This window comes from Paenibacillus ehimensis NBRC 15659 (assembly GCF_004000785.1).
Classification (GTDB): domain Bacteria; phylum Bacillota; class Bacilli; order Paenibacillales; family NBRC-103111; genus Paenibacillus_G; species Paenibacillus_G ehimensis.
In genome coordinates, this window is record NZ_BILX01000119.1 from 1 (window position 1) to 12,069 (window position 12,069).

The 12,069-nt window shown below is 53.5% G+C and carries 11 protein-coding genes; 5 read left to right on the top strand and 6 right to left on the bottom strand.

What is annotated here, in order from left to right; translation table 11 throughout:
* The 3 genes from PEH01S_RS32670 to PEH01S_RS32680 form a co-directional block, all read right to left on the bottom strand.
* The coding region (locus PEH01S_RS32670; RefSeq protein WP_246063134.1) for an ABC transporter permease at positions 1-433 on the bottom strand (433 nt) is incomplete at its 3' end.
* The gene (locus PEH01S_RS32675) at positions 426-1,349 is read right to left on the bottom strand and encodes an ABC transporter ATP-binding protein (protein WP_025853044.1); all 924 of its coding nucleotides are present in this window, start codon (positions 1,347-1,349) and stop codon (positions 426-428) included. The genes PEH01S_RS32670 and PEH01S_RS32675, both read right to left, overlap by 8 nt.
* Before the next feature lie 96 nt (positions 1,350-1,445).
* On the bottom strand, positions 1,446-2,261 hold the full coding sequence (locus PEH01S_RS32680) for a uroporphyrinogen-III synthase (RefSeq protein WP_127490279.1): 816 nt from the start codon (positions 2,259-2,261) through the stop codon (positions 1,446-1,448).
* A gap of 208 nt (positions 2,262-2,469) precedes the next feature.
* Between PEH01S_RS32680 and PEH01S_RS32685 the strand changes: the two genes are divergently transcribed.
* Positions 2,470-3,186, top strand: a complete 717-nt coding sequence (locus PEH01S_RS32685; protein WP_127490280.1) for a 3D domain-containing protein — start codon at positions 2,470-2,472, stop codon at positions 3,184-3,186.
* A gap of 256 nt (positions 3,187-3,442) precedes the next feature.
* Here the strand turns inward: PEH01S_RS32685 and PEH01S_RS32690 are convergent, their stop codons facing one another.
* Positions 3,443-4,501 carry a TRAP transporter substrate-binding protein gene (locus PEH01S_RS32690; RefSeq protein WP_127490281.1) on the bottom strand — a complete coding sequence of 353 codons (1,059 nt, stop codon included), beginning with the start codon at positions 4,499-4,501 and terminating at the stop codon, positions 3,443-3,445.
* A 158-nt stretch (positions 4,502-4,659) separates the two neighbouring features.
* Here PEH01S_RS32690 and PEH01S_RS32695 point away from each other — a divergent pair, with 158 nt between their 5' ends.
* The 4 genes from PEH01S_RS32695 (at position 4,660) to PEH01S_RS32710 (ending at position 9,100) form a co-directional block, all read left to right on the top strand.
* Positions 4,660-5,127 carry a hypothetical protein gene (locus PEH01S_RS32695; RefSeq protein ID WP_025853040.1) on the top strand — a complete coding sequence of 156 codons (468 nt, stop codon included), beginning with the start codon at positions 4,660-4,662 and terminating at the stop codon, positions 5,125-5,127.
* A gap of 137 nt (positions 5,128-5,264) precedes the next feature.
* Complete coding sequence (locus tag PEH01S_RS32700; protein WP_127490284.1) at positions 5,265-6,845, top strand: ATP-binding protein; 1,581 nt, start codon at positions 5,265-5,267, stop codon at positions 6,843-6,845.
* Positions 6,846-6,902: 57 nt separating this feature from the next.
* Positions 6,903-7,649, top strand: a complete 747-nt coding sequence (locus tag PEH01S_RS32705) for a response regulator (protein WP_084159749.1) — start codon at positions 6,903-6,905, stop codon at positions 7,647-7,649.
* Positions 7,650-7,792: 143 nt separating this feature from the next.
* Entirely contained in the window at positions 7,793-9,100 is a 1,308-nt protein-coding gene (locus tag PEH01S_RS32710) for a dicarboxylate/amino acid:cation symporter (RefSeq protein WP_127490282.1), read from the top strand.
* A gap of 50 nt (positions 9,101-9,150) precedes the next feature.
* On the opposite strand, the gene PEH01S_RS32715 is transcribed toward PEH01S_RS32710, so the two are convergent.
* Complete coding sequence (locus tag PEH01S_RS32715; protein ID WP_025853036.1) at positions 9,151-10,623, bottom strand: amino acid permease; 1,473 nt, start codon at positions 10,621-10,623, stop codon at positions 9,151-9,153.
* Between the two features lie 471 nt (positions 10,624-11,094).
* Positions 11,095-11,814 carry a thioesterase II family protein gene (locus tag PEH01S_RS32720; RefSeq protein ID WP_127490283.1) on the bottom strand — a complete coding sequence of 240 codons (720 nt, stop codon included), beginning with the start codon at positions 11,812-11,814 and terminating at the stop codon, positions 11,095-11,097.
* Between the last annotated feature and the right edge of the window lie 255 nt (positions 11,815-12,069).

The window sequence follows — 12,069 nt, forward strand, 5'->3', positions numbered from 1 at the left end:
GGATGGCGGGCAGCGTCTCGTCGGGCGCAACCGAGCCGCTGACGCCGAATAGCATAAGTCCCGTAAAGTAAGAGATGATCAGCATAAGCAGCAGCAGTTCGACAATGAACAGCAGCACGGATACGTACTTGGCCCACAAAATTTTGCCGCGGGAGGCCGGACGGATCAGCAGCAGCTTCACGGTGCCCCAAGTAAATTCGGAAGCTACAATGTCACCCGCCACAATGACGGAAAAAATCGTAACGAGCGGGGCGAGAATCGCCGAGTTGCTCATGAATTGAAGGCCGTGGTTCATCTCCGATTCGAGGACATACTTCATCATCACGCCCATCGAAATAACCGCCAAGACGACAAAAGCAAGCATGATCCACGTTCGCAGGCGGGTATAAATTTTCATCCGTTCGTTCTGTATGAGGCGCAATATGCTAGACAATCCGGTTCCCTCCCGTCACTTCGAGGAACTGCTCCTCGAGCGTTTTGGTCAGCGTCCGGATGCCGTAAACCCGGATTCCCGCCGCAACGAAACGGGCGTTAAGCTCGGCGGTCGCTTCGCGCCGGTTCGGCAGCCATACGACGAGCTCCGAGCCTTCCGCCTGCGCGCGTTCCGCTTCTCCAAGCAGCTCCAGAGCCGCCTCGGGGCGGTCGACTTCAAACCGTACCTCGACCTCCTCCGTCTCCAAAGGCGCCTCCTTGAACGACCGGACATCAAGCAGCCGTCCGTTCTGGATGATGGCGACCCGGTCGCACATCAATTCCATCTCGGACAGCAAATGGCTCGAAACGATGACCGCGAGCCGTTCCTCCACCGCCAACCGGCGCAAATAATCGCGCAGCTCGCGAATCCCCTCGGGGTCCAGACCGTTGGTCGGCTCGTCGAGCACAAGCACCGACGGGCGGTGCAGGATCGCCTGGGCCACGCCGAGACGCTGCCGCATGCCGAGCGAATACGTCTTGACCTTGTCCATAATACGGTTCTCAAGCCTCACCAGCCGGACCACATCGTCGATACGTTCCTTAGTGACATTCGGCATCATCCGGGCAAAATGAACCAGGTTCTGATACCCGGTCATAAACCCGTAAAATTCCGGATTTTCCACAATCGCACCGACATGAAGCATCGCTTGCTCGAACCTTGTTTTCACGCTGTTGCCTTGAATCAGCACTTCTCCATCCGTGATGGCCATTAAACCGACCATCATCCGGATCGTTGTCGTTTTGCCCGCGCCGTTCGGTCCGAGAAACCCGAACACTTCGCCCGGCTTCACTTCGAAGGACAGCCCGTCCACAATCGTTTTAGAGCCGATTCGCTTGGTTACCTGCCGCAGTTGTACTACCGGAGTCGTTTCCATAATGCCTCCATATGTAAAAAATAGGGCATACCTTCCTAACACGGAAAGTATACCATACCTGAAATGACCGACCAAATTTCGAAAAAGGCCGACGCTCTACGCCCCGGATTCCTGCTCGTAATACTGCGCCAAGCTGACAATCATGCTGCCCATCCGCTCTTGCTCCGGGGCAACGACCCGGGTGACGCCCTCTTCGCGAAGCGCTTCAGCCGTCACTTTCCCTACCGCCACGGCGACGACGCCGGTCGCAAAAGCTTCCTTAACCCGTTCGGCCATTCCCTGCTCCCGCGCATAGGCCATCAAAAACCGAACCTGCGGGGTGCTGGTGAACGTCACGGCATCGATAGCGCCGCTCACAATTTCATTCAGCAGCGTATCCACCACCTCCAACGCGGGCGGAACGTGCCGATACGGCAAAATTTCGCGGTACGACGCCTTCCGCTCGGCCAGCCATTGGACAAGCCGGGGCGCGTGGTCGCCGTACAGCTGCAGCGCCACCCTTTGCCCTTGAAGCTCGTAAGGCGTCATCGCCGCGATCAGACTGGCCGTCGTTCCGTCCTCGTCCCGCACGGCAGGGATTAGCCCCAACGTTTTCAAATAATTGATCGTTTTGTAGCCTCTGGCCGCGATTCGGGCTTGGCTTAACGCTTCAACGAACGCTTCCTTCTTGCCTATGCCTTCGGCCGCCTGCACCAATAGCTCCGTGCCGACCCCTGTCGTAAGAATAACCCAATCGATCCCCTTCTCGATCAACCGGGCGATTTCCGCCTCCACTTGCTCCCGCTCGACGGCTACGGTTCCCTGGGCCGGTCGCAAGATCGGCACCCCGCCCAGCTTTTCCACGATGACGCTGAGCTCCGCCGCTTTCCTCGGTCCTGTAAGCGCAATTCGTTTTCCTGCAAGTCTGCTCATCCCGATGCCCCCTTTTGCGGACCTTCTGCCGGTCGCGTATTCCTGCAATGCGTCACAATATCTGACATATAGTTCGTACTATACTGGAAGATTGCCGTTCAATCAATAGATTTGGAGAAACGAATTTTTGCCTGCCGGTTTAAATTCGGGGATAGCGGGCAAATCTAGTACTATCACTCTAGTTCTTTCAAAGGAGGAGTTGTAAAGAATGTTACATTCCAGTATTTTCCGGCTTGCGATTTGCTTTATTCTCATTGTCACCTTGGGAGCGGCGGCCGAGCGGTCCGCCTATGCCTACCATACATCGGCGGATTTGGCCGAAACGGCCATGACATCCCAGGAATGGGATGCAATATTGCAAAGAGACGCAGAGGCTGAAGCGCGGACGGAAAGTCCCGTCTTGAAGCCAGCGTCTTCCCCCGTCTTCTATAAAGTGCGTTCGGGCGATACGCTTTACCGAATCTCCAGATCGTTCGGAATTCCCGTGCAGACCCTGCTTGCCGTGAACGGAATCAACGATCCGGGATCGCTCCAGGCGGGCCAGCAGCTGCAGATTCCGTCGGAGCAAGCGGGGCTTGAGCTGCCCGGAGGACAGGAGGGGATCATCCGGCAGGTGCTGACTTCGACGCTCACGGCTTATACCGCGGGAGTCGAATCGACCGGCAAGAAGCCGTCCCACCCGGAATACGGCATCACCTACAGCGGCAGCAAAGCCGAGGAAGGACGCACGATCGCCGTCGATCCTACGGTAATTCCGATGGGCTCGACCGTCTTCATCGACGGTATCGGGATCCGCAAAGCCGAGGATATCGGATCGGCCATCCGCGGTTCGCGAATCGACTTGTTTATGGACGACGTGAAGCAGGCCCGCGAATTCGGCGTGAAGAAAAATGTGAAGGTATACGTGCTTGAAGGCAAGGCGTAAATAAAGGCAAAAAAAAGCAGGCTGCTTGATCCATTTTTAATCAAGTAGTCTGCTTTTTTGTTTATTTCCAAGTTAGATTTACCTTTTGAACGGGTGTAGTGTATTTTACATAATTTCCATTGGGTTCTGTTTGTCTAAGTAGTCTACCATGTTTATCGTATGCCCCAACCCATAGCTTATACACCGTACCTAATTTCGCATCACCATAAGTCATCCCATTGCCGGAAGTTTCAACAGTTACGATTGCATCGATTCTTCAACTTCCGTATTTTTCCCGCAATTGGCGAATGCGGCTCATGACATCTTTTCCTATCGTCGCCTCGAATTCCTGATAGATCGGCTCCCACCGCTGCATCCATTCGCGGCGTTCCTCCGGCGTCTGAACGTGAATTTGCATGCCCCCCTGCTGGCGCAGCTCTTCAAGCTGGCGCCGGTTCATCTCGATCGCATTCTCATTGGCCCAGCGCGCCGTTTCTTCAAGCGCTTCTACCAAGGGCTGCTTCACATCCTCAGGAAGCTTGTCCCAGAACGATTTGTTCATCAGCACCGTATACCCGAGATATCCGTGGTTGCTGATGGTCATATATTTTTGCACCTGATAGAACTTTTTCGTACGGATATTGGAAATCGTATTCTCTTCGCCGTCCACGACGCCCGACTCCAGGCCGCGATAAACTTCGTTAAACGGAATCGGATTCGTCTTCGCCCCGAACTGCCGAAACTGCGCTTCAATCACTTTGCTGGGCAAAATACGAAAGCGCTGTTCCTTAAAATCGGAAGGATGGATCAGCGGTCCCTGATTGGAAGTCATTTGCTTGAAGCCGTTGCCCCAATAGGACAAGCCGACCAGATTTTTGCTTGCCAGCTTATCGAACAGCAGCTTCCCTAGCTCGCCGTCAAACGCCTCCTGTACCGCTTCGTCGCTCAAAAACGCATACGGCAGGTCGAACGTCAGCCACGCCGGAACATGCTCGGACAGATTGGCAAAGGAAGGGGCGATCATCTGTACGCTCCCGCGCATAAGCGCATTCATTTCGTCGGTCTCGTTATAGAGAACCGCGTTCGGGAACACTTCGACCTTCACGCGGCGGTCCGTCTTTTCGGACATTAACCGGGCGAACCTTTGAGCCGCCAGACCTTTGGGCGTATTTTCGGCAACGACATGGCTGAATTTAATGACCAGTGCTTGGTCGAAGCCTTCTTGCTCGTCATCCGTCACGTCGGATATCGTCGAAAATCCCGGATAAAACCCGATCGCCACGGCAGCGGCAAGTCCGATGAATACAACAAGCAGCGTTCCGAGCAAAGGCCTCACGCCCGCCCACCTCCGGAGTGTCATGATCATGATGTACAATAACATATGTCGCCGCTCAACTCAATGAAGAACGTACAGCCGAACATGAATTTTGATGAAACGGATAAACTAAAGAAAACGCGGACGATACCCCGCAAACGAAGGAGGTTTCGGACGAGATGCCGGCAAGATTCGTACGGGGTCTGCTTTGGTGCCTTCTGCTGATGCCGATCGTATTGACGGGCTGCGGCGGCGGAAAAAAACAAGAGCAGCAACAAAAGCAACAAAGTCAAAAAAAACAGCAACAAGACAAACCGATCGATACGGTGCTTCAGCAGCAGATGAAGATGTATCAGGATATAAAAAAGAGCGAGTACGAGCAGCAGGAAAAAATCCGCAAGGAAGAAAAAAAGCAGCTGAAAAAGCTGCAAAAGGACCAGCAAAAAATGCTGCAGCGGGAACTCGAATTTCAGGAAAAAGTTCGTCTTGGGGGGGACCCGTGGGCAGGCGGCAAAAAGGAAAAGCAGCAGTCCAAGCAGCAAGGAAAATCCGGGAACAACAAACAATCGTCCAATAATAAAAATAACTCTTCCAAGCAGCAGCAAGGCAAGGGGAAGAATGAGAAAAAGACGATGCCGGGAGCATAATCCCCCTCATTTCCTACCTATCCCTTATCGACAGCCCATCCCCGCTCCATTCCGGTTGCGGAAGATAGGGCTGTTCTATTTTTCAATCGCCGCATCCTGTTGTATGATAATATATCGTAGAAAGGGGCGGACGGATGATGCTGCAGCGCTTGAAAATCAACTGGAAAATCGCGATTTTGTCCTTCGGCATCGTCCTGTTCTCGCTCTGTATCGGAGGGACGATTCTCCTTGGCAGCATCGTCCGGCTGAAGGAGGAGGAGCTCGGACGGCGGCTGCTTGTGACCGCCCGCACCGTCGCGCAGATGCCGGAGATCGTCTCCGGCATTGAGGACCCCGGAATGCGCGCCGGCATCCAGCCCGCCGCCGAGCGCATCCGCATCATCAATGACGTGACCTATGTCGTGGTGATGGATATGCACCGGCTGCGGCTGTCGCATCCGGTGGAAAGCAACATCGGCACCGTTTCGTCCGGCGGCGACGAAGGTCCTGCCTTTGCCGAGCACACCTATGTGTCCAAGGCAGAGGGCGAGCTCGGAACGGCGCTGCGCGCCTTCGTGCCGATTATGAACGCCGAGCATGCCCAGGTCGGCGTCGCGCTCGTCGGCCGAATCCAGCCGACCGTAGGGCAGGTGCTGCTGGACCTGTCGAGCCAAGCCTACGTTGTGCTGTTCATTTCCCTGCTCTTCGGGCTGTGGGGATCGTGGAAGCTCGCCCAGCATATCAAGCGGCAGATGTTCGAACTGGAGCCGCACGAAATCGCCGCGCTTCTGGTCGAGCGTACGGCGACATTCAACGCGATGCATGAGGGCGTCATAGCCATCGATAAGTTCGAACGCATCACGATTTTCAACGAGAAGGCAAAGCAAATGCTTAAAGTATCGGGCGACGTCGTCGGCAAGTCGATTTGGGAGGTGCTCCCGGATACGCGGCTGCCCGAAATATTGGAGCTCAATCATCCGATTTTCAATCAAGAGCTGGTCATTCAGGACACGCCGATCATGAGCAACCGGGTACCGATCACCGTAGGCGGGGAAACCGTCGGCGCCGTCGCCATTTTTCAAGATCGGACGGAAGTGACGCGGATGGCCGAAGAACTGACCGGCGTCCGGACCTTCGTCGATGCGCTGCGCGTACAAAACCACGAGTACATGAACAAGCTGCATACGATCGGCGGCTTGATTCAGCTGGGAAGCAACGAGAAAGCGCTTGATTACTTGTTCGAGATGACCGAGCAGAAAGAAGAGCTGACCCGCTTCCTCGACAGCCGCATTCACAACGAAAGCTTGACCGGTCTCCTGCTCGGCAAGATCAGCCGCGGCCGTGAGCTTGGCATCGAGGTGACGATCGACCGGCAAAGCAGGCTGGAACGGTTTCCCGAACGGCTCGATCATCACGATTTCGTGATTCTGCTCGGCAATCTTCTGGAGAATGCTTTTGACGCTCTGCATCATCAAACCAAGGATAACAAACGCATCTTCATCAGCCTTGAACAAGATGACGAGCTGCTCTCCGTCCTCGTCGAGGACAATGGCTGCGGCATGGAGGAATCCGTCAAGGCCCGTATATTCGAACACGGTTTTACGACCAAAGGGGACGCCGGACGCGGAATCGGACTTCACCTGCTTGCCGGTATCGTGCGGAAAGGCGGGGGCTCGATTCAGATCGAATCGGCCCCGGGAGAAGGAACGGCGTTCATCATCACGTTCCCGATGCAGTAATGTTTTGCAGTCCGATGCTCTTCATTTACAGTGAAAGCGAGGGGGACCACAAGCAAGATGGTAACCGGTATGAACGAACTCAAGCGGGACGCTCTCCGCGTCCTGTTGATCGAAGACGATCCCATGGTGCAGGAGGTCAACAGTCAATTCGTCGAGCGGGTGGAAGGCTTCCGTGTCGTCGGCATTGCGTCCACTGGGGATGAAGGGTTACGCATGGTGAAGAAGCTGCAGCCCGATCTGGTTATCCTCGATATTTTCATGCCGGTGCAGGACGGCATCGAGACGCTTCTGGAGCTTCGCCGAAATCAAACTCCCGTCGATGTGATGATTATCAGCGCGGCCAACGATATGCGCACCATCGAGAAGATGCTTCAGAACGGGGCCGTCGATTACATTATGAAACCGTTTAAATTCGAACGGGTGAAGCAGGCGCTCGAGCATTACCGGAAGATGAAGACAGCGCTCGACAGCGGCCGCCCCGCTTCTCAATCCGAGCTGGACCGGCTGCTTTTCGGCAGAACGGATGAGGCGTCTTCACCGGATGACCGGGTGGAAGTGCCGCAGGAATTGCCCAAAGGGCTTCAGGCTGTAACTCTGAAGCAGATTATGCAATTTCTAGTCGGCCAATCGGAGGCGCTTTCGGCCGAAGAGGTCGCCGAAGGTGTCGGCATCGCCCGGGTGACGGCCCGACGCTATCTCGATTATTTGGAGAAGAGCGGACAAGTCCGTCTCGATCTTCAATACGGGGTCGGCCGTCCCGTCAATAAATACAGATTGTCCTCTCCGCCCGGCGGATCGCGTTAACAAACACGCGGTCCGCTTTTTTGTGCCCTCCCCAAGACCAAAAAGACCAAAACAACCAATATGTCCAAATGATTCACAAGCCATTATGAAAGCGATAACATAAAACACGAAAAGAGAACGCATTTTAGAAATGAGGGATTGCCATGAAAATCAACTTCAAAAACCTTACGGTTCAGGTCTTGATTGCGATTGTCCTCGGAATCTTGATCGGACAATTTTTCCCGGCGTTCGGGGTGCAGCTCAAAGTGCTCGGCGATATGTTCGTCAAGCTGATCAAAATGGTCATCGCCCCCATCGTCTTTTTCACAATTGTAATCGGTTTCGCGAATATGGGAGATATGAAAAAGATCGGCCGGATCGGCGGCAAAGCGCTGCTGTATTTCGAGATCATTACGACCTTTGCCATGGCGATCGGGATTGCGGTCATGTATCTCGTCCGTCCCGGCTCGGGCATGGACGTCAGCAAAGTGGGAGCCAATGCGGCCGACGTGGCAAAGTATGCGAAGCAAGCGGCGGAAGCTCCGCACGGCTTTATGGATTTTCTGCTCAGCGTCATTCCGGACAGCGTCGTAGGCGCGCTCGCCAAAGGCGACATGCTGCCGGTGCTCCTGTTCTCCGTCATGTTCGGTCTCGCTATGGCTTCCCTGGGCGAGAAATCCAGACCCGTCACACAATTGTTCGAGAAGTTGAACGACATCTTCTTTAAATTGGTCGCCATGATCATGCGCTTCTCCCCGATTGCCGCGGGCGGCGCCATGGCTTATACGATCGGGAAATTCGGGATTGCCTCCCTGTTCTCCCTTGGCAAAATGATGGGCTCCGTCTACATCACCATGTTTTTGTTCGTCATCGTTATTCTCGGCGCCGTAGCCCGATTCTATGGCTTCAGCATCTTCAATCTGCTGAAGTTCATCAAAGAAGAAATTTTGTTGGTGCTGGGCACGTCCTCCTCCGAATCGGCGCTGCCGCGCTTGATGGAACGTCTTGAGAAATACGGCTGCTCCAAGTCAGTCGTCGGTCTGGTCGTCCCAACCGGCTACTCGTTCAACCTGGACGGCACGTCGATTTACTTGTCGATGGCTGCTCTATTTATCGCGCAAGCCTATGGCATCGAGCTGACGTGGCTGCAAATTGCAACGCTGCTGGGCGTGCTGATGCTGACCTCCAAAGGCGCAGCAGGCGTCACCGGCTCCGGCTTCGTCACCTTGGCGGCCACGCTTGCGGCAATCCCGGGCAACGTAATTCCGCTCGAAGGCATGGCGCTTCTGCTGGGCGTTGACCGGTTCATGTCCGAAGCCCGCGCCATCACGAATCTGATCGGCAACAGCGTCGCAACCGTCGTCATCGCAAAAAGCGAGAAGCAATTCGACCATCAGACGATTGCAGCATCGCCTTCTTCGGAAGAACACGTATATGTCAGCGGCGAATCCAAAGCCCTCACTCCGAATTAACGTACAAAAAAGCAGCCGTACCCTTGCCGGTGCGGCTGCTTCATTATTCCCTATTTCGACCGTTCCTCAACCGTTTCCTCGAACACACATTCTTCCAGCTTCAGCATCTTCGTTTTATGCTTCCACTTATAGGTCAGCCATATCGCCAAAAAGAGCGGAATGCCGATATAAGAGGCAAACAGGTAGGCCCAATCGACCGTGCCGTCCTTAATCCCCCCGATACACTGGCCGACAATAACGATACCGCACAGCACCCCGGCCAAAATCGGCCCGAACGGAAACCATTTGGCCCGGTAGGGCAGATCGTTGATGTCGCGGCCTTGAGCGACATACGCTTTGCGGAAGCGGTAGTGGCTAATCGCTATGCCGAGCCAGGCGATAAAGCCCGACATGCCGGATGCATTCAGCAGCCAAGTGTAGACGACTCCGTCGCCGAATGAGGACGACAAGAAAGCGAACATGCCCAAAGCGCTCGTTGCCAGCAGCGCATAAACCGGAACGCCTCTCTTGCTCAGCTTGGCGAGGAAACGCGGCGCTTTCCCTTCTTTGGCCAGCACCCACAGCATCCGGGTCGACGCGTACATGCCGGAGTTCCCTGCCGAGAGCACCGACGTGAGAATGACGGCGTTCATCACCGACGCGGCGATGCTGAGGCCGGCTTTTTCAAATACCATTGTGAACGGGCTCATCGCTACGTTATCACTGGCCAAATTTTCGTTCGTATACGGAATCAGCAGACCGATCACAGCGATGGCGATCAAATAAAACAGCAGAATGCGCCAGAAAACGGAGCGGATCGCCTTAGGCACGTTGCGGCGCGGGTCTTCGCTCTCCCCTGCGGCTACCCCTACCAGCTCGGTACCCTGAAAGGAGAACCCTGCGGCCATAAAGACGCCGAGCGCAGCCAAGAACCCTCCATGGAAAGGCGCGTCGCCGATCGTAAGATTGCGGAAGCCGACGGCTTCGCTGGACCAGATCCCGATGATCATCAGAAGGCCGACTCCGATGAACACGATGATCGTGACGACCTTAATTAACGCGAACCAGTACTCCGATTCTCCGTAGCTTTTTACCGAAAGCAGATTGAGTCCTACCATCAAAGCAAGAAACAACGCGCTCCAGAGCAAAGAAGGACTGTCCGGAAGCCAAAATTTAATGATCAATGTCGCTGCCGACAGCTCGGCGGCTATTGTAATCGCCCAATTGTACCAATAGTTCCAGCCGAGCGCGAACCCGAACGCCGGATCTACGAAGCGGGTCGCATACGTGCTGAACGTCCCCGAAACCGGCATATAAGTAGCCATTTCGCCTAAGCTTGTCACTAGAAAATAAACCATGATGCCGATAATCAAATACGCAAGGAACGCCCCGCCCGGACCGGCTGAATGAATGGCTCCGCCGCTGGCCAGAAACAGGCCGGTACCGATGGAACCGCCAAGCGAAATCATAGTCATGTGCCGGGCTGCCAGCCCTCTTTTCAACTGATTCGGGGATGAAGATTTGTCCACTCGGGTAGAATTCATAGATCGCTACTCCTTCTGAAAATGTTAAGGGTCACCCTCATCAAAGATTTTTTATGGCGCTTTCAATGCTCCAAACTAGTTCGTAGGGCATAAAAAAAGCCGCAACCTTTATGCGACTACTTGGTCCTCTTAGGTTTATTCATAAAATTTCAACAATATGCCTACCCATTCTATCATATTTTGTTCCGTTTTATCTAGTCCTATCTTTTGACAAGTGCTCATTAAAAAGAAAGACACCCGACGGATTCCTGGCAGATAATACATATTAAATAGTTTATGGAAAAAGTGGGGAAGGAATAGTTTGACTAGGAGGATACACGATTATATTTGCTGCTTTCCGCCCCTACTTTCGGCCCCAGAAGGACTTGCAAGGGATTAGGAATACGAAAGATTTATAGGGGGTTGTTCTTCGCGGAAAAGTAGAAAGGGACCGTCAGAATGGATGACGATCCCCGCCTCTGTGGGCCTAGGCTATCTGCCCAATGATAATGCAACCCTGCTTAATGTTTCGTTAATCAGCTTAACGATAGCTTCGGTATGATCGTGAATGAAAAAATGTCCGCCATCATACTCAACAATCTTGAAAGACCCGTTGCTATGATCACTCCAAGCGGTCAAATGCTCGGGTGCCATGTCGTCTTCTTTTCCATTTAAAACGGTAAGCCCGCAATCGAACTTCATATTTTTTTCATGGTAAACATAGGTTTCGACCAGTTTATAGTCCGATCTTAAAAGCGGTATAAAAATGTCCGCCAATTCCCGGTTTTCGAACAATTCGCGCGGTGTCCCTCCCAGTTGGTGAACTTCTGACATAAACTCGGCTTCCGGGAGGAGGTGCATCACCTTTCTGTCATGCGGACACTGCGGCGCCCGGCGGCCGGATGCAAAGATGTGCACAGGCTCCACGCCCTTTTGCTGCTTGATTTTGCAGCAGAGCTCATACGTCAGCAAGCTTCCCATGCTGTGCCCGAACAGGGCAAATGGGGCATGGAGTCGACCGCTGATTTCACGGTAAATATCGTCGACCGCTTGCTCTACGTTAGCATAAGGAGATTCATTAAATCTCCGGCCTCTGCCGGCCAGTTCCACAGGATACAATTCAATATCCGCATTCAATAATTTTTTCCATTTGGAGTAGATCGTAGCCGACCCACCGGCATAAGGCAGACAAAATAACTGGATTTTACTCATTAAATTATGGCACCCCAATCCGTTTAATAGAACCGTATCCTAAGACAGGCAATCCGGCTTCTCTTTATGCCCTCTGTCATATTGTTCATTGCTCCCGGGGCCTATCTGTCTATAACCATTCATCGGCTTGCTACAAAAGCGAAATGAAGATTGATCCTAACGATAAACCTCCCTTGCTTATAAATTGTGCAACTACGGCAACCTATATTTTACCAAATAAAAAAGGTATTGTATATTTCGTTTTTGTAATCAAAA